The following is a 21,251-nucleotide window of genomic DNA, read 5'->3' as shown; positions in this document are numbered from 1 at the left end:
CGGGGTTGGGTTGTGGGCAGCAGCGCAAAAACGGCGCCACTGCTTCCACTACTCGCCAACCGGCGTTTTGGATGCAGCCGGATGCAAAAAAAATCTTGGCCCGGGCTCAGGCCTGGCGCGGCCGGACCTTCGAGGCCGCCAGCTTGGCCTGGGTGCGGGCGCGCTCCACGTCGGCGTCGTGCGCCAGCGCCACGCCCATGCGGCGCCGGGTGAAGCTCTCGGGCTTGCCAAACAGGCGCAGCTCGGTCTGCGGCACCTGCAGGGCCTCGTCCACACCGTCAAAAGCAATGCCCACGGCCTCCACGCCACCGTAGATGACGGCGCTGGCGCCCGGGCTCTTGAGCGCGGTGGAGACCGGCAGGCCCAGGATGGCGCGGGCGTGCAGCTCGAACTCGTTCTGCCACTGGGTGATCATGGTCACCATGCCGGTGTCGTGCGGGCGCGGGCTGACCTCGCTGAACCACACCTGGTCGCCCTTGACGAACAGTTCCACGCCGAACAGCCCTTGGCCGCCGAGGTCGTCGGTCACGGCCTTGGCGATGCGGCGCGATTCGGCCAGGGCCTTGGGCGTCATCGGGTGCGGCTGCCAGCTCTCCACGTAGTCGCCACTCACCTGCACGTGGCCGATCGGGTCGCAGAAATGCGTCTCGACGTCGCCGCTGGCGCCCTTGGCGCGCACGGTGAGCTGGGTGATCTCGTAGTCGAAGTCGATGAAGCCCTCGACGATCACGCGGCCAGGGCTGACGCGCCCGCCCGACATCGCATAGTCCCAGGCGGCCTTCACGTCGGCCGGGCCATCGATCTTGCTCTGGCCCTTGCCGCTGCTGCTCATCACGGGCTTGACGATGCAGGGGTAACCGATGCCTGCGTCGATGGCGGCTTGCAACTCGTCGAGCGAATCGCAGAACCGGTAAGGACTGGTGGGCAGGCCCAGCGTTTCCGCGGCGAGGCGGCGGATGCCTTCGCGGTCCATGGTCAGGCGCGCGGCGCGCGCGGTGGGGATCACGCGCACCACGCCAGCGGCCTCCAGCTCTTGCAGCATGGGCGTGGCAATGGCCTCGATCTCGGGCACCACCAGGTGCGGGCGCTCGGCCTCGATCAGCGCCTTGAGCTGCGCCGGGTCGCTCATGGTGATGGTGCGCGCGTGGTGCGCCACCTGCTGGCCCGGGGCGTTCTCGTAACGGTCCACCGCGATGGTCTCCACGCCCAGGCGCTGCAGCGCGATCAGCACTTCCTTGCCAAGCTCGCCCGAGCCAAGCAGCATGACCCGGGTGGCCGAAGGAGACAGAGGGGTGCCGAGCGTGGTCATGAGAACTCCAGAAAAAAGAAACCGTCAGAGGGCCTGGCCCATGGCCTCGCCCAGGCGCACGGCGTTGCCGGGCGCCCATTCGGGGTTGAAGGCGAGGGTGTCGCGCGGCCACAGCAGCACCACGGTGGAGCCGAGCAGGAAGCGGCCCATTTCCTCGCCGCGCTGCAAATGCACCGGGCTGTCGTCGTAAGACCACTCGCGCACCGTGCCCGGGCGCGGCGGGTTCACCACGCCGTGCCAGGTGGTGGCCATGCTGCCCACGATGGTCGCGCCCACCAGCACCTGCACGAAGGGCACGGTGGTCTCACCCACCTGCAGGTCGAACACGCAGACCACACGCTCGTTGCGCGCGAACAGACCGGGCACACCCTGGGCCGTGGCCGGGTTGACCGAGAACAGGTCGCCCGGCACGTGGATCATGCGGCGCAGCGTGGCCGCCGCCGGCATGTGGATGCGGTGGTAGTCGCGCGGGCTGAGGTAGATGGTGGCGAAGGCGCCGTCGTCGAACTGTGCGGCCAGGGCGGCGTCCCCGCCCACCAGCGCGCGCGTGCTGTAGGTGTGGCCCTTGGCCTGGTAGATCTGGTCGCGCGCGATCGCGCCGAACTGGCTGATGGCGCCATCCACCGGGCAGACAAACGCCGCATCGGCCAGCGGGCGGGCGTCGGCGCGCAGCGCGCGCGTGAAAAACTCGTTGAAGCTGGCGTAGGCCTGCGGGTCGGGGTTCGCGGCCTCGGCCATGTTCACGCCGTACTTGCGGATGAAGCGGCGGATGATCCACTGCGTGATGCCGCCCCAGCGGCCATTGGCCACCCAGCCCCCAAACACAGTGAGTGCGCGCTTCGGGAAGACGTATTGCAGGGCAACGGCGAATGACATGGGTGGGCAGGACGGTGACGGGGACAAGACCCTCGCGGGCAGCCCCGCATTGTAGGGGCCGGCCCCCGGCGCCCCGGGGCGAGCGGGCACAATGCCGGCACATGAAAGACGCCCTGTTCGAATGCCGGCACCTGGTCAAACGCTATGGCGAGAGCACCGTGGTGAACGACCTGAGTTTTGCCATCGGCCCGGGCGAATGCCTGGGCGTGATCGGGCCCAACGGCGCTGGCAAGACCACCACCATCCGCATGTGCCTGGGCCTGACCGCGCCCGACGCCGGCACCATCACCGCCTTCGGCCAGGACATGCCGCGCGACGCCCTGGCCATCAAGGCGCAGCTTGGCGTGGTGAGCCAGATGGACACGCTGGACCCGGACTTCGACTGCGCCGAGAACCTGCTGGTGTACGGCCGCTACTTCGGGCTGCCCACGGCCACCATCCGTGAACGCATCCCGAAACTCCTCGAATTCGCCGCGCTCTCGCACAAGGCCCACGCCAAGCCCGGCGAGCTCTCGGGCGGCATGAAGCGGCGCCTCTCGCTGGCGCGCGCGCTGGTCAACGACCCGCGTCTGCTCATGCTGGACGAGCCCACCACCGGCCTGGACCCTCAGGCGCGCCACCTCATGTGGGAGCGCCTGCAGATGCTGTTGCAGCAAGGCAAGAGCATCCTGCTGACCACGCACTTCATGGACGAGGCCGAGCGCCTGTGCTCGCGCCTGCTGGTGCTCGACCATGGCCGCAAGATCGCCGAGGGCCGGCCGCGCGAGCTGATCGCCCAGCACCTGGAGCCCGACGTGGTGGAGGTGTATGGCAACGGCGCACTCGCACTGGCCCACGCCGAAGAACACACCGCCCTGCGCGCGCTCGCCGCGCGCGTGGAAGTGAGCGGCGAGACCGTGTTCTTCTACACCGCGCAGGCCCAGCCGCTGCTGGCCGCGCTGGGCGAGCATCACCACCTGCGCACGCTGCACCGGCCGGCCAACCTGGAAGACCTCTTCCTCAAGCTCACGGGTCGGCAGATCCGCGAGGATGGATAGATACCGCATGACCACCACCCCCACCCCCGACCCGGCCGAAGAAGGCGAAGCGCCCGTCCAGCGCACCCACGGAACCGCCTTTGCCGGGCCGCAGGCTGCGCCCCCCTCCAAGGGGGACGCGCGCCGCGCAGCGGGGCGTTCTCACTTTGCCCCCCCGCGCCTGTCCATGCGCTGGTGGCCGGTTTTCCTGCGCAACCTGCTGGTCTGGCGCAAGCTCGCCATCCCCAGCCTCGTGGGCAACATCGCCGAGCCGCTGATGTGGCTGGTCGCCTTCGGCTACGGCATGGGCGCGCTGGTCGGCCAGGTCAACCTGGGCACGCCGCAGGGCAGCGTGGCCGTGCCGTACATCCTGTTCCTCGCCAGCGGCAGCATCTGCATGAGCGCCATGAACGCGGCCAGTTTCGAGGCGCTGTACTCCGCCTTCTCCCGCATGCACGTGCAGAAGACCTGGGACGGCATCATGAACGCGCCGGTGAGCCTGGACGACGTGGTGCTGGCGGAAATGCTGTGGGCGGGCTTCAAGGCCTTGTTCACGGTGACGGCCATCCTGGGCGTGATGCTCGCGCTGGGCATCAGCCATTCCCCCAAACTGCTGCTGGCCTGGCCCGTGCTGCTGGGGGTGGGCATCACGTTCTCGTGCATTGCGCTGGTGTTCAACGCCCTGGCCAAGGGCTACGACTTCTTCACCTACTACTTCACCCTGTTCCTCACGCCCATGATGTTCCTCTCGGGGGTGTTCTTCCCGCGCGAGCAGCTGCCTGGGGTGGTGCGTCAGATCTCGGACTGGCTGCCGCTGACCAACGCGGTGGAACTGGTGCGGCCGCTGTTCATGGACCAGTGGCCCACGCAGGCCTGGCTGCACGGCGGGGTGCTGCTGGCTTACACCGTGGCAGCGTTCTGGCTGGCCCTCGCGCTCACGCGCAAGAGGTTCGCCAGATAGCCTCTCAGTGAACCGCGCGCAGCGCCGGCTGGGCGTCGCTGTACAGCTCGCTGCCGGTGTCGATGAAGTCCTCGGCTTCGATCACGGCGTCGAACTCGCGCGCAGCCGTGTCGAAAATCTTGGGAATCAGCGGCTTGTCCAGCGGGCGGCAGATGCGGCTGCGGATGCCGCGCAGGGTGGCGCTGGTCTCCATGGCGCTGATGACGGCTTCCGGATCAAGCATCAGGACGAAGGGGTTGAGGCGGGTGGCGGTGGTGGACATGAGGGGCTTCCTGGGAGTCGGTTTGAACGGTGACAAATGGGCTGTCGATGAAACAAACTGTACCGACGCCCCCCTGGAACGTTAAGTCGGCGCCCCGCCATTCGCGCTGTAGGAACTTCGCTGACAGAGCGTGTGTTGTCCCTACACGCCGTTCGTGAACTGCATCACGAACGGGGGCCGCGCAGCGCCTCCACGCTGGCGCGCACCACCGACTGCACGCTGCCGCTTTCCTTGAACTGGTTGCGCAGGAAGGTCGCGTGGTTGCCCACGCGGCCTGCGGTGCGTTCGATCTCGTCGAGCGCGGCCAGTGAGTTGAGCGCCACACCATGGGGGGTGAGGTGGCGCAGCGTGGCGAGAATGTCCTCGCGGATGCTGATCTGCTCGCGCGTCTTGGGGTTGACCATCATGCCGTCCAGGCCGAAGCGGCAGGCCTGGAAACGGTTGTAGGTGTAGACCAGGTAGTCGTCCTCTTCGGGCGGCAGCTCGCGCCGCTCCAGCAGGTGGCGGCACAGCGCCTGCAGGTAGCAAGCCAGCCCCGCGGCACGCTCCACCGTCAAGGGCGTGTCGCAGACCCGCAGTTCGATGGTGCCGTACTCGGGCTTGGGCCGGATGTCCCAGTAGAAGTCCTTCATGGACTTGACCACACCCGTGCTCTCCATCTTGGTGAAATAGACGTTGGCAAACTCCTCCCAGCTCAGCACAAAGGGCGCGCGCCCACTGAGGGGGAAGGCGAACACCGAGTTCAGGCGCGCGGAATCAAACAGCGTGTCCACGCCTTGCGAGAACGGCGATGAGGCCGACAGCGCGATGAAGTGCGGCACGTAGCGGTTGAGCGAGTGCAGCAGGAACAGCGCCTCATCGGCGCTCGCGCAGCCGATGTGCACGTGCTGGCCGAACACGGTGAACTGCTTGGCAAGGTAGCCGTACAGGCCCGAGAGCTGTTCGAAGCGCGGCTTGGAGAAGATGCGCTGCTCGAACCAGCGCTGGAACGGGTGCGTGCCGCCACCGGAGAGCTCGATGTTGAGGCGGTCGCCCGCGCTCACCAGCGTGTCACGGATCTGCTGCAGCTGCGCAAGCAGGGGCCCGTGTTCGCGCTGCACGTCGGTGGCGATCTCGATCATGCTCTGCGTCATCTCGGGCGTGACCACGCCCGGGAACGGCTTGCGCCGCAGCAGCTCCAGCAGGTCGTTGGCGCTGCTGGAGAGATCCATGTCGTAGGTGTTGACCAGCTGCAGTTCGAGCTCGACGCCCATGGTCAGGGAATCGGAGGACTTGAAGGTTTCCAAAGGCATGGCTTATCCCTTCGTCACATGGGTTTCGTGTGCCGCCAGCAGCGCGCGCTGCGTGACCACCGGGCCCAGCAGCTCCTGCAGCAGCATCATGCCGGCCATGACCGAGAGCACCTCCACCGCGGGCGCAAAGCCGTAGAGGCGGCTCTGCTCGATCAGCAGGATGGCGAAGGCCGACATCGGCGTGAGTGCCAGGCCGGTGAGCAGGCCCTTGCGCTCGGTGATGCCCGAGAGCCGCGCGGCCGCGAGGTTGCAGCCGACCTTGGAGGCCGTGCGAACGAGGATGAGCAGCAAGCCCAGCAGCATGCCGGTGCCCACGTCGGCCCAGTCGAGCAGCGAGGCGATGTAGACGAACAGGAAGATCGACAGCAGGTCCCCGGCGGTGCCGAAGTCGCGCTGCGCATTGGTCAGGTGCACCCGACGCTCGCGCGCCACGATGCCGAAAGTGAGCGCGGCCAGGAGCGGCGAGAGCTTGAGGCCGTAGGCCGCGGTGGTGAGCAACAGCACCGACAACGCGAACACCACGGTGACGCCGCGCTCGTGCGTGTTTCGCAGGCGCAGCAGCCAGGGCACGGCCACGCCGAGCAGGCCGCCCACGGCCACCGAGGTGCCGACCTGGTGGATGCTGCCGAAGGCCGCGAGCACGAGGTCGCCCGAGGTACTGAGGTACCAATAGCCCACCACCAGCTTGAGCGCGAGCACCGAGATCATGCAGTTGATGGCGCACAGGTGCAGCACGCGCTCGGTCACCTGGCCGGCGCTGCGCAGCTCGTTGGCCACGCGCAGGATGCCCGCTGGCGAGGCCGAGATCGAGAGGGCCGCGATGATGAGGCGCAGGTCGGTGGCGAGGTCGAACCAGCCACTGACCCAGTACATCACCCCGAAGGTCACGATGGACTCGATCACGCCCAGCACCAGCACCCAGGGGTTGTGGCGGAACCAGCGCAGGTTGATGCGATAACCCAGCTCGAACAGCACCAGCGAAAGCGCCACATTGGCCAGGAAGGGCAGCCCCGGCACGTCGGTCGTCAGGCCGGGCAGATTGACCAGCCCACCGACCAGCCCGACCGCGACGTAGCTGGTGACGCGCGGGATCTGCCAGGCCTCGTGCGCGCGCTCGGCGATGAACCAGGCGAGCAGCAAGACCAGGGGCCAGGCAATGGATTGGAGCAGGAAACTGTAATCGGTGAGCATGGGCAAAAACTCCTCGGCGAGAGTTTGATGGATCCATTCTGCAAAGCGTGTAGGACACTTGCTGAAAACATCAGGCGACCCCACCAGCGACGGGCTGAATGGAGCGCCGCGGTCACGGCAACGGCATGCCGGGATTGAAGAGGGGAGAAACGGTCAGGCGGCGAAACGCTGCGTGAGCTCTTGCAGGTGGCATTCTTCAAGCACCTGCTGCAGGCGTTGCCGGGCACGCTCCTGCGTGCCATGGCGGTCCGGACCCATTCTACGGGCCAGGATCAATTCGTTCTTGAGCGAATGCTCCCACCCCACGAGTTCGGTGACGGTCACGCTGTAGCCGTGGGCTTCGAGCTGCAGGCAGCGCAGCACGTTGGTGATCTGGCTACCGAATTCGCGCGTGTGCAGCGGGTGGCGCCACAGCTCGGCCAACGGTGTGCGCGACAGACTCAGCGCCTTGTGCTTGCGCATCACGCCAGCCACCTCGGCCTGGCAGCAAGGCACCAGCACCATGTGGCTGGCCTGCTTGGCCAGGCCGAACTGGATGGCGTCGTCGGTCGCGGTGTCGCAGGCGTGCAGCGCGGTCACGACGTCGACCGTGGGCGGCAGGCCTGGGTGGGTCAGGGCCTGCTGCACGGTGGTGGCCAGAAAGTCCATGCGGTCAAAACCTAGCCTGCTGGCCAGCGAGCGCGATTTGTCCACCAGCTCCGCGCGGGTTTCCACACCGGTCACGCGCCCCACTGGCTTGTCCTTGAAAAACAAGTCGTACAAGATGAAACCAAGGTAGGACTTGCCTGCACCGTGGTCGGCCAGCGTCACATCGCCGCGCGCGGCCAGGACCTCGGCCAGCAACGGCTCGATGAACTGAACGAGGTGATACACCTGTTTGAGCTTGCGCCGCGTATCCTGGTTGAGCTTGCCCTCGCGCGTTAGGATGTGCAGTTCCTGGAGCAACGCGACCGACTGGCCTGGCCGCAATTCGGGCAGTTGTTCCTGCAGAGTGGGCGCGGGCCGTCCCGCATTCGCCTTGTGTTTCGACATGGCTCGATCATAGGCGCAGCTTTTCGCCGCGGGGCAGCGGCGACAATCTCGCATGGATTCCAACAACGACAGCACCCACCCCTACAGCGCCCTCACCCCCGACCTGGTGCAGGACGCGCTGGCCGACATCGGCCTGTGGGGCGATGGACGCCTCAGTGCGCTCAACAGTTTCGAGAACCGCGTGTACCAGATCCATCTGGAGGCGCCGGTGCAAGGCGTGGATCAGGTGGTGGCCAAGTTCTACCGGCCCGGGCGCTGGAGCGACGCGCAGATTGCCGAGGAGCATGCCTTTGCGGAGGAGCTGGTGGCGGCCGAGATTCCGGCGGTGCCGCCACTGCGTGTGCAGGGCCAGACGCTGCATCACTTCGGCGGCTTCACGTTCGCGGTGAGCCCGCGCCGCGGCGGGCGCAGGCCTGAACTGGACAATTTCGAGGTGCTGGAGTGGATCGGCCGTTTTCTCGCGCGCATCCACACCGTGGGTGCGCTGCGGCCGTTCGTGGTGCGCCCGGCGCTGGATGCCGCGGCCTTCGCCCATGAGCCCCGCGACTGGCTCATGGCGCACGCGGTGATCGCGCCCGAGGTTCGCAGCGCGTGGGCGGCCGCGCTGGAAGAGGCACTGGCCCTGATCGAGGCGCACCCGGTGCTGCGGCCGCAGGCGGTGCTGGAGGAGGATGGCATTCGGCGCATCCGCCTGCACGGGGATTGCCATCCGGGCAACATCCTCTGGACGCCCGAGGGCCAGCCAGGCGCGGGTCCGCATTTCGTGGACCTGGACGATGCGCGCATGGGGCCTGCGGTGCAGGATCTCTGGATGCTGCTCTCGGGCGACCGGCGCCAGCAGATGCAGCAGCTGGGGGCGCTGGTCGATGGCTATGAGCAGTTCCGCCCTTTCGACCGCCGTGAGCTGGCCCTGATCGAACCTCTGCGGACCTTGCGCCTGATCCACTACAGCGCGTGGATCGCGCGGCGTTGGGACGATCCTGCTTTCCCCATCAACTTTCCATGGTTCGGCAGCCGCGACTACTGGCAGGGGCAGGTGGACATGCTGGTGGAGCAGATCGAAGAGATGCAGGGTGAGCCTTTGATGGCTTGAGTTCTTCCCGGTTCTGTTTCTGGCGGAGACCTCGCGTCAGAACGGAAGCGGTGTGCCAGCCTCGCACCCTGTCACCCCGATGAAAACCCCAAGCCCAAAATGGTTGCTCAAAATTAAATTGCACACAATCAAATAAGCACCTACAGTCCATCCTCATGAACAAGCCCAGCCTCTCCAGCGACCAGGCCCTCAAGCTCGACCACCAGTTGTGCTTCGCGCTCTACTCCGCCTCGCTGGCGATGACCAAACTCTACAAGCCCCTGCTGGAAGAGATGGGCCTGACCTACCCCCAATACCTCGCCATGCTCGTGCTGTGGGAAAACGACGGCGTCACCGTCTCCGAGCTCGGTGAGCGCCTGTACCTCGACTCCGGCACCCTCACCCCCTTGCTCAAACGCCTTGAAGCCGCCGACCTCGTCACCCGCCTGCGGGACGTGCAGGACGAACGCCGTGTGCTCATCCGCCTCACCGCCACGGGCCGAAAACTCAAGGCCCGCGCTGCGCGCATCCCGGGCTGCGTGCTGCAGGCCACCCAATGCGACGTGTCTGAAGTGATGGCGCTCACGCAGCAGGTGCAAACCCTGCGCGACCGCCTCACCGCCTGACCCCCTTCCCTTTCACCCCCCCAGCTTCCCACGCGAAGCCCATCAACCTCAGGAGTCCCACCATGCCCACTTCCCTCGACAAAGTTCTCTACACCGCCCGCGCCCACACCACCGGCGGCCGTGAAGGCGCCTCGCGCAGCGACGACGGCCTGCTCGACGTGAAGCTCTCCCCGCCCAAGGCCATGGGCGGCGCAGGCAACGCCACCAACCCCGAACAACTCTTCGCCGCCGGCTACTCCGCCTGCTTCATGGGCGCACTCAAGCACGTCGCCGGCATGAAGAAGGTGGCCGTGCCCGCCGACGCGTCGATCGACGCCGAAGTCGACATCGGCCCCATCCCGGCCGGCTTCGGCATCGCCGCCCGCCTGGCGGTGAGCCTGCCCGGCGTGGACCGCGCCGTGGCCCAGGACCTGGTGGACACCGCCCACAAGGTGTGCCCCTACTCCAACGCCACCCGCGGCAACATCGACGTGACCATCACGCTGAAGTAAGCGCGCAGCCGCCCAGCAAAAAGGCCCACCGGTGTGCACCGGTGGGCCTTTTTTTGGGGGGTCTTTCGCGGATCTCAGTTGCGGTCGTTCGGATCGTGAATCACCGTGCTGGTGCCCACCCCCACGCCCACACTGGCCCCACTGTTGCCGATGCGGGTGCTCGTCCCCACCCCGGCCCCTGCGCTGACCTGGCCGCGCTGGTTCACACCGACACCCACGCCCACCGGCCCGACGCCGGTGCTCACGCCGGCGCTGACACCACCGGTGCCAGCGCCCACGCCGATGGAAAACGGGCCAAGCGGCACACCCACGCCGATGCCCACCCCCGCAGAACCACAGCCGGCCAACAGGGCAGCCCCCGCCAGCAACGCGCCCGCGGCTGCACGGACGACATAGGAATGGGAGCTGGGCGAAGTGGTCATGAGCAGGTTCCTCGAAAGCGGTTCAGATCCCATTGTGAGCGCTGATTCAGACAAAAGTGCCCCCGGTTGTGCAACGTTTCGTCACAAGCCGGCTCAGGCGGGCGCCTGACTCAGGCGCTCGATCGCGTCCGCCAGCCAGTCCGTAGGCAGTGGGGCGGCCTCCACGGGCCGCACCGCGAGGGTCCCGCCCGTGACCACCAGTTCGGCCAACCCACCCTGCCAGAGCAACCAGGCCAGCCAGGCGCACTGGGGCGCCGTCGGCCATTCGCCCACCGGCAGAGACAGCAGGGCGGTGAATACCGAGCCTTCGCTCAGTTGCACGTGGTCCCCTTTGAGCTCGCCGCCCAGGGCCTGCGCCAGCACCGACAACGCGCCCGCGCCATCGCGCCCGGGGCCGAATTCCCGCAACCATTGGCGCAGGTGAGCGGCGATGGCCGCACCTCGCTGGGCCTCGGCCTGCATCAAATCTGCGTGGTCCCAGCGGTTCCAGTCGATGGGCGGCGGCGTGCTGCCCACCCGCATCGCGGCCTGGGCAAAGCGGTGCAGTGCCTGCTCATGGTCTGCGCTGTGCACCGCGGCGCCCACCATCAGCAAGGCCGCCAGGCGATTGGCCATCAACTGGCCCTGCTGGGCGATCAGCCGGTCGCGCATCAGGCTGTCGCGTTCGCTGCGCAACTCGGCCAGTTCAAGCGCATTCTTCAGATCCGCGCGCAGGCTCTCCAATTCCCAGGGCTTGTTGATGTAGCGGTAGATCTCGCCGGTGTTGATGGCCTCGATGGCATCGCCCAGCTCCGAGTACGCGGTGGTGAGCATGCGCACCACACCCGGGTAGTACTGGCGGGCGTGGCGCAGCAACTCGTTGCCGTACTCGCCCGGCATGCGCTGGTCGCACACCAGCACGGCGATCTCGGCGCCGTATTTCGCCAGCATCGAGCGACCTTCTTCCACCGAACTGGCGGTCAGCACAGGCGCCAGCGGGCTCACCAGGCGCTCGAAGTACTTCAGGGCCATGGCCTCGTCGTCAACGTACAAAATTTTCACGGGCTTCACGGATCCTCCTGAATGGTCATTGCGCGAAAGGGAAATAGAGGGACACGCTGGCGCCCTGGCCCGGTTCGGACCGCACGGTGATGGAGCCCCCCAGGGAGGTCATCACTCGGCGGCAGAACACCAGCCCCATGCCGCTGCCACCCGCGCTGGCGCGGGTGGTCAGGGGTTCGAGCGTCAAGCGGCCCAACACCTCGGCCGGGATGCCCGGGCCGTTGTCGCGCACCTGGATGGCAGCCTGCACGCCAAGGCCCGGCGCGGGGACCTCGCGCAAGAGCACGATGTGCACATTGGGCTGGGCCGGGGGATTCGGGCGCAGCGCCAGCAGCGCGTTCTTGACCAGGGTGCAGAGCACGAGGTAGAGCAGATCGCGGCGCCCGGGCAGCACGAAATCGTCCGACAGGTCGCTGGTGAGCCAGTGCGCCTCGTCTTGGTCGAACGGATACTCCTCGCGCACCGCCTGCACCAGGTCGCTGGCGCGCAGGCTGGGGGCGCTGTCGGGCTGGTAGGCGTCGCGCGCCGTCTGCACAAAGGTCGACACCAGCGACTGCGCGTACTCCGCCCGGCGTTGCGCGGCCTCGATCATGAACAGCACGTCGCCCGGTTTCTTTTCCAGGATGTGCGCCACGCCGCTGTCGGCATCCTTGGGATCGAGGTGGCGTTCGCGCATGGCTGAAAGGTAGCCCTGCACCGTGGCCAGCGGCGTGGTGACCTCGTGCGCCAGAAAGCCCAGGGTCTCGCGCAGCGTGGCCGCGCGGCGCTCGAGCAGGGCCCGCTCGCGCGCGCGCTCCTGGCTGGCCTGCAGCGCCTCGCGCAGGGCCTGTCGGGTCAGCACTTCGTCCAGCGGCTTCTCCAGGATCCTTTCCACGTGTCCCAGGTTGACGGCGGACATTGCCATGTCCTTGTCGGCGAAGGCCGAGACCAGCAGGCGCGCCACATGGGGGTATTGCTGGCGGACTTCGCTGAGCAGGGCCACGCCGTCGCGTTGCGGCATGGCGTAGTCGGTGAGCAGCACGGCCACCTCGTGCCCGCGCTCGGCCAGCACGGCCAGGGCTTCGTCCACGTTGCCGGCAGTGAGCACCACGAACTCGTTGCCATACAGGCGGGCAAACCATTTGCAAGCCTGCAGCTCGTCGTCCACCATCAGGATGGCGTGGGCCCCGATCAGGCCGCGCGTCACGGTGGTGTCGCCTGGTTTCATTCGGGCCTCGGCAAGTCAAAGGTGAATTCGGTCCAGCTGCCCAGCTCGCTCTCCACCGCCAGGGTGCCGCCATGCCGTTGCACGATGCCGTAGCTCACGCTCAGACCCAGGCCCAGGCCCGCCCCCACGTCGCGGGTCGTGAAGAAGGGCTCGAACACGCGCGTCAGGTTGGCCGGGTCGATGCCCGAGCCGTTGTCGCGCACCGACACGCCCAGCCGCTGGCCCTTGGGCTCCACGGTCACCGCGATGCGGGGCTGCTCGCGCTTGGCCACCTGCAGGGCAAGCGCGGCATTGCTCAGCAGATTGATCAGCACGCCAATGATGGCCGGCTCGTCGCCCAGCACGTGGCTGTCCTGCGGCAGGGCGATGGCCACGTCGATGCCCTTGAGCTCGTAGCCCGCCAGCCGCACGGCCGAGCGCACCGCGTTCTCCAGCAGGAAGGGGCGCATGCTGTCCTGGCCGGGCTTCTGGTAAGCGAAGGTCTTGAGATCGGTGACGATGTTCTGGATGCGCTGCATGCCTTCGCGCGCATCGACCAGGCTCTCTTTGAGCATCTCGTCGCTCTGGGCGCCCTTGCAGGTCAGGCCCATGTTGATCGCCATCAGGCTGTAGTTCACCGGGTTGTTGAGCTCGTGCAGCAGGCCGGCCGACAGCGTGCCGATGGCAGCCATCTTCTCGCGCTGCAGCAACTGGCCCTTGACCTCGGCCAGCAATCGGTTCTTCTCCAACAGTTCCTCGTTCTTGTCCTGCACCTCCGACTGCAAGCGGTAGGCCCGCAGGCGCCACCTGCCGCTGTAGACCGAGATCACGACAGAGATGAGGCCGTAAAACAGGATGAACATGATCTGCCCCAGAAAGACCATCGTCTCCTGGACACCCGAAGGACGCGCCATGCAGGCGACGACATACATGGCAAGGGTCGAGAGGCTGAACAGCAATGCCTCGATGATGGACAGCGGCAGGAAGAAGCCGATGCCCGAGATCGCGAACGTCAATCCGACGAAGTAGATCGACCGCTCGCCATCGGAATGGAAGATCATCCAGGCAATCATCAGCTGGGGCAAGGCAATCCAGACATACGTGAGCCCCCGGATGTTGCGCTCGCCAAAGGGCGTCCAGTAACTCAGAAGCGTCGCCAGGATGAGCACGGCCACCAGCACCCGGGCAACGGCAAACTCACTGCGGTACTGAGGGTAGAAGGCCGCATCCAGCCCCACACCACTCAGGATCAACACGATGGTCACGATGCAGGTCACGCGGCTGTAAAACCGCAGATGCTGTTTCTGTGCGTCTTCGTAGGTCGCGGGCAGTTGGGGAGACACCATTGCGGGAATTCAGGTCGGCTTGGTGGCTTGTGCGAACAGGTTGATGTTCGTCACATCGGTGAAGGTCGTCACCGCCCCAAGGCTGGATGGGAACAGGCGTTCGATACCGGCCTCATCGCGGTAGATCAGGTGCCATTCCATGAAATGCTCCATCCAGTAGCGCTCAGGGTTGAAGGAGTGGACGTTGGTCACCAGCAAAGACCCGCCCGGCTTGAGCCGGCTGTCGAAGTAGTGGATCAAGCGGGAACAGGCCTTGTCCGCGAGGTAGTCGAACAGGCCTGCGCAGTATATGTAATCAAAAAGTTCGTCAGGAGAAACCGCTTCGTCCCTGGCCGAGCGCTTGAGCAGGTGGTGCACGGATTCGTGCCTGAGCGTGATCTGTGGCGGACGGCGCCCCGCAGACGCCGCGGAAACCTCGATGCGTTGCTGGGCGTATTGCAAGGTTTCTTCGCTGAAATCCATCAGCACCACATCCAGATGGTCCTGATCGGCCTGCCCCGCCACCAGCCTCTGAAGTTCAGCGGCCGGGCCGCAACCCACGTTGAGTATCCGCAGCCGGCGCCCCTCGGCGCGTGCCCGGTCGGACAGCTCCTGCAGGCGGGCATGCAGGATGTCCACACGGTTGCGGTGAGCCTGGGCGACACCGGCCTGAAGAAACATGTAGTTGACCAGCTCAAAGTAGGTGCTGGGCCCCTCACGAGGATCCCCGAGGATCTGGTTCACCATTTCGTAGTCGCCCGCATAGCCCAGCGGCTTGGCAAAAGTGCGGTAGACGAAGGGCGCCCGCAGCACCAGCGGGTGAATGGCGGCCTGGGCAAAGGCGCGGTGCACCGGCTCAAACTCGGGCTCCACGCGGGACGCCTCCGCTTCAAACCGGAGCAGGTATTCCCTGCCCTTTTCCAGCAGCGGACGGCCGATCTCGAAAAAGATGTCGTCCCGCACGCGCCCCTGGGCATCGCGCGGCAAGCCGGCGGTGATGTCCGCCTGATCCAGCCAGCGCGTCACCTCGGAAAAGTAGGCGCGCATCTCATTGACCACCACCTGGTAGGACTCGGATACCTTGTAACGCGACTCCCACTCACGGATGAACTGGCTCACGGCATCGGAGACGGTGCGGACATCGTGGCCGATGCCACCCAGATCGTTCCATTCATCGATCAGGGTCACCGACACCACTGCCATCAGGCCTGTATTGAGCAGGCTCACCACCACCGCCTTGCCCTTGTAGATGCTGCGCTCGCCCGAGCGGATGGTCAGCTCGCTGAGCACCTCGCTCACCTGCACGATGGAGTACGGGTTGTAGATCTCCATCACCAGCGAGCGCCGTTGCAGGCTGGTAAGGGTGCCGCGCGCGCTCTCTCCCTGGCTGTTGCGGAAGGTGACGACGTGATCGAATGGACGCTGTAAGTTCACGTTGAGGCCGGTGGATCGGTTAGAGGGGGCAGGCGCAAGTCGCTGCGCCCCGGTGGGAATGCCGGCCCCGAGTGTAGTCAACCCCCAAGCCGCGCCCGCGGCCGGGGGACCGCCCTCAAACCAGCAAGGCGTTGACGCGTTTGACGTAGGCCGCCGGATCGTCCGGCAAGCCGCCTTCGGCCAGCAGGGCCTGGTCGAACAGGATGTGGGCCAGGTCATCGAAATGCGCGCTGCCTTCGAGCTTTTTCACCAGCGCGTGCTCGGCATTGACCTCCAGGATGGGGCGCACCTCGGGCGCAGGCTGGCCGGCCTGCTTGAGCATGCGGGCCAGCTGCGTGGAGTAGTCGCCGTCCTCCACCACCAGGCAGGCCGGCGAATCCACCAGGCGCGAGGTGACGCGCACGTCCTTGGCCTTGTCCTTGAGGCTCTCCTTGAGCCGCTCCAGCACCGGCTTGAAGGTCTCGGCCGCCGCCTCAGCCGCCTTCTTCTCTTCCTCGTCCTGCAAGGAGCCGAGGTCCACCGCGCCCTTGGCCACGCTTTGCAGCGGCGTGCCGTCGAACTCGTGCAGGAAGGACAGCGCCCACTCGTCCACGCGGTCGGTCATCAGCAGGACTTCGATGCCCTTCTTGCGGAACACCTCCAGCTGCGGGCTGTTCTGGGCGGCCGCGCGGTTGTCGGCGGTGATGTAGTAGATCGCGGCCTGGCCTTCCTTCATGCGCGCCTTGTAGTCGGCCAGCGAGGTCAGCGCCGTGCCGTGCGTGCTGGCAAAGCGCAGCAGTTTGGCGATCTTGTCGCGGTTGGCGAAATCCTCGCCCAGGCCTTCCTTGAGCACCGCTCCAAACTCGGCGTAGAACTTCGTGTATTTGCCCACGTCCTTCTCGGCGGCGGCCTTGTCCTCGGCGCTGACCACGTCGGTCACGCCGTCCGCCCCTTCAGCTGGCGCGGCGACCTGGTCCTTCTTCGCCAGGTCTTCCAGCATGGCCAGCACGCGGCGGGTGTTGCCCTCGCGGATCGCCTTCACGTCGCGGCTCTCCTGCAGCAGCTCGCGGCTGACGTTGAGCGGCAGGTCGGCCGAGTCCACCACGCCCTTGACCCAGCGCAGGTACGAGGGCATCAGGGCCTCGGCCTCGTCCATGATGAACACACGGCGCACGTAGAGCTTGATACCGGCCTTGCGGTCGCGGTTCCAGAGGTCTTGCGGGGCCTTGGCCGGGATGTAGAGCAGCTGCGTGTACTCGGTGCTGCCCTCCACCCGGTTGTGGCTCCAGGCCAGCGGCGCCTCGGTGTCGTAGCTCAGGTTCTTGTAGAACTCGGCGTACTGCTCGTCGCTCACGTCCTTCTTGCTGCGGGCCCACAGCGCGTTGGCCGAGTTCACGGCCTCCCATTCGTCCTTGAGCACCTGCTCGCTCTTCTCGGCGTCCCACTCCTCCTTTTGCATGAGGATGGGCAGGCTGATGTGGTCGGAGTAGCGCCCGATGATGGACTTGAGCTTCCAGCGGTCAAGGTAGTCGCTCGCGTCGTCGCGCAGGTGCAGGATGACGCTGGTGCCGCGCGCGGCGCGTTCGATGGTCTCGACCTCGAAGTCGCCCGTGCCGCCGCTGGTCCAGCGCACACCCTCGGTGGCCGGCAGCCCGGCGCGGCGCGATTCCACGGTGATCTTGTCGGCCACGATGAAGCCGGAATAGAAACCCACCCCGAACTGGCCGATGAGCTGGGCGTCCTGCTTCTGGTCGCCCGAGAGTCGGCTCATGAAGTCCTTGGTGCCGCTCTTGGCGATGGTGCCCAGGTGGTCGATCGCCTCCTGCGCGCTCATGCCGATGCCGTTGTCCGTGATGGTGATGGTGCGAGCCTCGCGGTCGAAACCCACGCGCACTTCCAGGTTGGGCGCGTCTTCGAACAGGGCCGCGTTGTTCAGCGCCTCGAAGCGCAGTTTGTCGCAGGCATCCGACGCGTTGGAGACCAGCTCGCGCAGGAAGATGTCGGGGTTGGAATAGAGCGAGTGCGTGACCAGGTGGAGCAGTTGCGCCACTTCGGCCTGGAAGGACAGGGTTTGTTTGCTCATGGGAATGGGCTGACGTGAAAACGAAGGAACGCGCTCGAGGAGAGCGCAACGCGAGGCGGAATTATGGGCGGGTCGCCGGATTTCAAGCCTCGGCCGATGCCGGCGCCAGCCAGTCGCGCAGTTGCTCGGCCACCACCGGGCTGGACAACAGCTCCAGATGCCCCGTGCGGTGCACCGTGCGCTGGCTCTCGCGCGCAAAGACCAGCCGGCGCCGGGGGTCGTCGTGCTGGCCCAGCGCGCTGCGCAGCGGCACCAGGCCGTCGCCGATCAGGCGCTCGGCCAGCAGGCCGCGCGCGGGCGCCAGCGTGGCGGCCACGGTGAAGCAGGCCACGCCCTCGGGCAACGGCAAAGGTTCGCGGTGGTCGGCGCCGGAGCCAAAGCGCTCGCGGCCCTGCCAGTCGGTGTCGAGCACGTGGCCGTGGCGCAGGTCGGTGATGCCGGCGCTGCGCAGCTGGCCCAGGCGCGTGAAGGGCGCGGTGAAGGGGGTCGAGGCCAGCAGCACGTCCAGCCCGTGGCCGGCGCGCTCCAGCGGCGCGCCATGGTGAGGCGTGCCCAGAAACACCAGCCGCTCCAGCAGTGGGCGCCAGCGGTGGTCGGCCTGCCGGCCCTCCTCGCAGGCAGCGCGCGCCACCAGCCCGCCCATGCTGTGGCCAATGAGGGTGATGGAGGTCAGCGGCACTGGCCACTGCGCCACCAGCCATTCCAGCTGGCGCGCGAATTCGCGGCCGTTGGTGGAGGTGTGCAGGCCGCTGTTGTAGCGCAGGTAGACCGGCGTGGCGCCCAGCGCCTGTGCGAGGAAGGCGCCGTGGTCGTGCCCGTTGCGAAGCCACTGCGTGTCGTTCATGCACAGGCCGTGCAGCAGCACGATCAGGTGCGGCGCGGCCGACCCCAGCCGCTGGCGCAGCAGCGGCCGGTTCTCCAGCGGCAGGCGCTGGCCTGCGTGGCGCAGCTCCATGGCCTGGGCCAGCGGGTTGCCGGTTTCCTGCAGGCGGTCACCCAGCACGCCATTGAGCGCCGCCAGCACCGCCTCGCGACCCGGCGAAGGCTCGGGATGGCGCGCGGGATCGTCCACCATGGGCAGCAAGGTGGCCAGGGCGCTGTCCAGGCCATGGCCCACCAGCTGCGTGACGCCCCGGATGCCCTGGTAGACCTGACCCGTCAGCCCCCCGGTGCGCCCGGGCTCAATCCCGGCGGACAGGCCCAGGCGGCTGCGCACCGCCTGGTGCACGCCCTCGGCCACACCGATCGCGCCCGTCGCGGCCTGCGTGACGAGCTGCACCGCGGCCTTCAGGTCGGTCGGGCGCACGTGGCGCAGCAGCGCATCGCGGGTGGGCTTGAGCGGGGTCATGGGCCATTGTGGCCCCGGAAGCTGCCGCCGTGTGTGACAGGATGCGCGCCGCCCGTTCAGGCGGTGTGCGGATGGCGGGCCGCATCGCAGAGGTCGCGCGCCAGCGCGCGATGGCGCGCCAGCAGGGGTTCGAGCTCCATGCCCACCAGACGGCCGTCGCGCACCCGCACACGGCCGTTGATCACGCTCAACGACACGTCCGCGCTCTGGCAGAACACCAGCGCGGCCACCGGGTCGTGGCCGGCCCCGGCGTGCGCCACGCCGCGCAGATCGAAGGCCACCAGGTCGGCACAGAGCCCGGGCACCAGCGCGCCGATGTCGTCGCGGCCCAGCACGCGCGCCCCACCCAGGGTGGCGATCTCCAGCGCCTCGCGCGCATTGAGCGCCGCCGGTCCGAAGCCCACCCTCTGCAGCAGCATCGCCTGGCGCACCTCGCCCAGCATGTGGGCACCGTCGTTGGAGGCACTGCCGTCCACGCCCAGGCCCACCGGCACGCCTGCGCGCCGCATGGCGCCCACCGGGGCGATGCCCGAGCCCAGGCGCATGTTGGAACAAGGGCAATGCGCGACCCCCGTGCCGGTGCGGCCGAACAGCGCGATGCCCGCCGGGTCCAGCTTGACGCAGTGGGCGTGCCACACGTCGCGGCCGACCCAGCCCAGGTCCTCGGCGTACTCCGCCGGCGTCATGCCGAACTTCTCGCGCGAGTAGGCCACGTCGTTGTCGTTCTCCGCCAGGTGCGTGTGCAGCGAGACGCCATGCGAACGCGCCAGCAAGGCCGACTCGCGCATCAGATCGCGCGACACCGAAAACGGCGAACACGGCGCGAGCACGATGCGCCGCATGCTGTAGCGCGAGGCGTCGTGCCAGCGGCCGATCAGGCGCTCGCTGTCGGCCAGGATCGCGGCCTCGCTCTCCACCACCGAATCGGGCGGCAGGCCGCCCGCACTGCGGCCCACGCTCATGCTGCCGCGCGCGGCGTGAAAGCGCATGCCCATGGCGTCGGCCGCCTCGATGGAATCGTCCAGGCGCGACCCGTTGGGAAACAGGTAGAGGTGGTCGCTCGTCGTGGTACAGCCCGACAGCATGAGCTCGGCCATCGCCGTCTGCGTGGACACGCGCACCATCTCGGGTGTGAGCCGCGCCCACAGCAGATAGAGGTTGCTCAGCCAGCCGAACAGCTCGGCGTCCTGCGCCTCGGGCACCACGCGCGTGAGGCTCTGGTACATGTGGTGATGGGTGTTCACCAGGCCCGGCATCAGCACGTGGCCTTGCAGGTCCATCGCCTCGGCGCTGCCGCTGGCAATCGCCTCGCGCCAGGGCACCGGCAACTCGGCGCTCGGCCCCACCCACTCGATGGCCCGACCGTTCACCACCACCGCCCCGTCGGCGATCTCGCGCCGCTGGGCATCCATGGTGACCACCACATCGGCGTGGCGCAGGATCAGCACGCGATCGGCAGCGCCCATGTCAGAACCGCTCGTCGACACCGAGAAAGCGCCACTGGCCCACCGGCAGATTGCCCAGCACGACCCGCCCGATGCGGATGCGCTTGAGACCCACCACGTGCAGGCCCACCTGCTCGCACATGCGGCGGATCTGGCGCTTCTTGCCCTCGGTCAGCACGAAACGCAACTGCTCGGGGTTCTGCCAGTCCACCTGCGCGGGCTTCAGGGCCTGACCGTCCAGGCTCAGGCCATGGCGCAGCAGCGCAAGCTGCCTGGCCGGAAAAACCGACTGCACGTCCTGCGTCACCACGCCTTCGCCTTGCGGGCCGTTGGGCGCGAAGTGCACGCGCACCAGGTATTCCTTTTCCACGCCGCTGCTCTCGCCGATCAGCGTGCGCGCCACACGGCCGTCCTGCGTGAGCACCAGCAGGCCGGTGGAATCAATGTCGAGCCGGCCGGCCGGGGCCAGGCCGCGCGTGTGCTCGGGCGCGAAACGCCGGCCATCGCCAGGCGTGCGCGCGTCGCCGCGCCACTGGCTGGGCGCGCCGATCAGCGTGGCCGCAGCCTCGTGGCCATCTTCGGGCTGGCCGCTCACATAACCCACCGGCTTGTGCAGCAGGATGGTGACCTGGCCACTCTGCTGGTGGCGCGCCTGCGGCGCCACCTCCACCTGCGCATCGGGCGGCACCGGCTGGCCCATCACGGCCGGCTGGCCATTGACCGTCACCCAGCCGCGCGCGATCCACTCGTCTGCCTCGCGCCGCGAGCACAGGCCAAGATCGGCCATGCGCTTGTTCAGGCGGACTTCACCCCGCACGTTGCCGACCCGCGCCAGGTCGGGCCGATGGGCCGGCGGGCGC

Annotated in this window: 19 protein-coding genes and 1 pseudogene; 5 read left to right on the top strand and 15 right to left on the bottom strand. The window is 67.5% G+C overall.

Annotated elements, in window-relative coordinates; genetic code table 11:
• Positions 1 to 106 precede the first annotated feature (106 nt).
• Both purT and asd read right to left on the bottom strand, forming a co-directional pair.
• Positions 107 to 1,309, bottom strand: coding sequence for a formate-dependent phosphoribosylglycinamide formyltransferase (gene purT, locus KIT86_RS12170; protein WP_297398666.1), 1,203 nt, complete (start codon positions 1,307 to 1,309; stop codon positions 107 to 109).
• Between the two features lie 24 nt (positions 1,310 to 1,333).
• Positions 1,334 to 2,185 (bottom strand): archaetidylserine decarboxylase, encoded by an 852-nt coding sequence (gene asd / locus KIT86_RS12165; protein ID WP_297398664.1) that lies wholly within the window; start codon positions 2,183 to 2,185, stop codon positions 1,334 to 1,336.
• A 101-nt stretch (positions 2,186 to 2,286) separates the two neighbouring features.
• Here asd and KIT86_RS12160 point away from each other — a divergent pair, with 101 nt between their 5' ends.
• The gene (locus KIT86_RS12160) at positions 2,287 to 3,222 is read left to right on the top strand and encodes an ATP-binding cassette domain-containing protein (protein WP_297398662.1); all 936 of its coding nucleotides are present in this window, start codon (positions 2,287 to 2,289) and stop codon (positions 3,220 to 3,222) included.
• 166 nt (positions 3,223 to 3,388) lie between these two features.
• A complete protein-coding gene (locus KIT86_RS12155; protein WP_297398710.1) occupies positions 3,389 to 4,162 on the top strand; it encodes an ABC transporter permease in 774 nt (257 codons plus the stop codon).
• 4 nt (positions 4,163 to 4,166) lie between these two features.
• Here KIT86_RS12155 and KIT86_RS12150 read toward each other — a convergent pair whose 3' ends face one another.
• From KIT86_RS12150 to KIT86_RS12135, 4 genes are all read right to left on the bottom strand, one after another.
• A complete protein-coding gene (locus tag KIT86_RS12150) occupies positions 4,167 to 4,424 on the bottom strand; it encodes a hypothetical protein (RefSeq protein WP_297398660.1) in 258 nt (85 codons plus the stop codon).
• 164 nt (positions 4,425 to 4,588) lie between these two features.
• The gene (locus KIT86_RS12145; protein WP_297398658.1) at positions 4,589 to 5,716 is read right to left on the bottom strand and encodes a YbdK family carboxylate-amine ligase; all 1,128 of its coding nucleotides are present in this window, start codon (positions 5,714 to 5,716) and stop codon (positions 4,589 to 4,591) included.
• A 3-nt stretch (positions 5,717 to 5,719) separates the two neighbouring features.
• Positions 5,720 to 6,907 (bottom strand): cation:proton antiporter, encoded by a 1,188-nt coding sequence (locus KIT86_RS12140; RefSeq protein ID WP_297398656.1) that lies wholly within the window; start codon positions 6,905 to 6,907, stop codon positions 5,720 to 5,722.
• A 153-nt stretch (positions 6,908 to 7,060) separates the two neighbouring features.
• Positions 7,061 to 7,939: an SAM-dependent methyltransferase gene (locus tag KIT86_RS12135; protein WP_297398654.1), complete on the bottom strand. Its 879-nt coding sequence runs from the start codon at positions 7,937 to 7,939 to the stop codon at positions 7,061 to 7,063.
• A gap of 52 nt (positions 7,940 to 7,991) precedes the next feature.
• Here KIT86_RS12135 and KIT86_RS12130 point away from each other — a divergent pair, with 52 nt between their 5' ends.
• The 3 genes from KIT86_RS12130 (at position 7,992) to KIT86_RS12120 (ending at position 10,128) form a co-directional block, all read left to right on the top strand.
• Positions 7,992 to 9,032 carry a serine/threonine protein kinase gene (locus tag KIT86_RS12130; protein WP_297398652.1) on the top strand — a complete coding sequence of 347 codons (1,041 nt, stop codon included), beginning with the start codon at positions 7,992 to 7,994 and terminating at the stop codon, positions 9,030 to 9,032.
• Positions 9,033 to 9,187: 155 nt separating this feature from the next.
• A complete protein-coding gene (locus KIT86_RS12125) occupies positions 9,188 to 9,637 on the top strand; it encodes a MarR family winged helix-turn-helix transcriptional regulator (RefSeq protein WP_297398650.1) in 450 nt (149 codons plus the stop codon).
• A gap of 62 nt (positions 9,638 to 9,699) precedes the next feature.
• Positions 9,700 to 10,128, top strand: a complete 429-nt coding sequence (locus KIT86_RS12120; protein ID WP_159596270.1) for an organic hydroperoxide resistance protein — start codon at positions 9,700 to 9,702, stop codon at positions 10,126 to 10,128.
• A gap of 86 nt (positions 10,129 to 10,214) precedes the next feature.
• On the opposite strand, the pseudogene KIT86_RS12115 reads toward KIT86_RS12120, so the two are convergent.
• The 9 genes and pseudogenes from KIT86_RS12115 to KIT86_RS12075 form a co-directional block, all read right to left on the bottom strand.
• Positions 10,215 to 10,550, bottom strand: a pseudogene (locus tag KIT86_RS12115) (hypothetical protein); the annotation flags it as partial.
• A 93-nt stretch (positions 10,551 to 10,643) separates the two neighbouring features.
• Positions 10,644 to 11,591, bottom strand: coding sequence for a response regulator (locus KIT86_RS12110; protein ID WP_297398645.1), 948 nt, complete (start codon positions 11,589 to 11,591; stop codon positions 10,644 to 10,646).
• A 25-nt stretch (positions 11,592 to 11,616) separates the two neighbouring features.
• The gene (locus tag KIT86_RS12105) at positions 11,617 to 12,798 is read right to left on the bottom strand and encodes a hybrid sensor histidine kinase/response regulator (protein WP_297398644.1); all 1,182 of its coding nucleotides are present in this window, start codon (positions 12,796 to 12,798) and stop codon (positions 11,617 to 11,619) included.
• Positions 12,795 to 14,123: an ATP-binding protein gene (locus KIT86_RS12100; RefSeq protein WP_297398643.1), complete on the bottom strand. Its 1,329-nt coding sequence runs from the start codon at positions 14,121 to 14,123 to the stop codon at positions 12,795 to 12,797. The genes KIT86_RS12105 and KIT86_RS12100 overlap by 4 nt, the downstream gene beginning before the upstream one ends.
• 9 nt (positions 14,124 to 14,132) lie before the next feature.
• Complete coding sequence (locus tag KIT86_RS12095) at positions 14,133 to 15,536, bottom strand: class I SAM-dependent methyltransferase (RefSeq protein ID WP_297398642.1); 1,404 nt, start codon at positions 15,534 to 15,536, stop codon at positions 14,133 to 14,135.
• 115 nt (positions 15,537 to 15,651) lie between these two features.
• Entirely contained in the window at positions 15,652 to 17,598 is a 1,947-nt protein-coding gene (htpG, locus tag KIT86_RS12090) for a molecular chaperone HtpG (protein WP_297398641.1), read from the bottom strand.
• Positions 17,599 to 17,680: 82 nt separating this feature from the next.
• Positions 17,681 to 18,946, bottom strand: coding sequence for an alpha/beta fold hydrolase (locus tag KIT86_RS12085; protein ID WP_297398640.1), 1,266 nt, complete (start codon positions 18,944 to 18,946; stop codon positions 17,681 to 17,683).
• A gap of 56 nt (positions 18,947 to 19,002) precedes the next feature.
• Entirely contained in the window at positions 19,003 to 20,412 is a 1,410-nt protein-coding gene (locus KIT86_RS12080) for an 8-oxoguanine deaminase (RefSeq protein ID WP_297398639.1), read from the bottom strand.
• 1 nt (position 20,413) lies between these two features.
• Positions 20,414 to 21,178 (bottom strand): pseudouridine synthase, encoded by a 765-nt coding sequence (locus KIT86_RS12075; protein ID WP_297398708.1) that lies wholly within the window; start codon positions 21,176 to 21,178, stop codon positions 20,414 to 20,416.
• Between the last annotated feature and the right edge of the window lie 73 nt (positions 21,179 to 21,251).

Source organism: Hydrogenophaga sp., assembly GCF_026125825.1.
Lineage (GTDB): Bacteria > Pseudomonadota > Gammaproteobacteria > Burkholderiales > Burkholderiaceae_C > Hydrogenophaga.
Note: the sequence above shows the minus strand (reverse complement) of the source record. Positions and strands in the feature narration are given on the sequence as shown.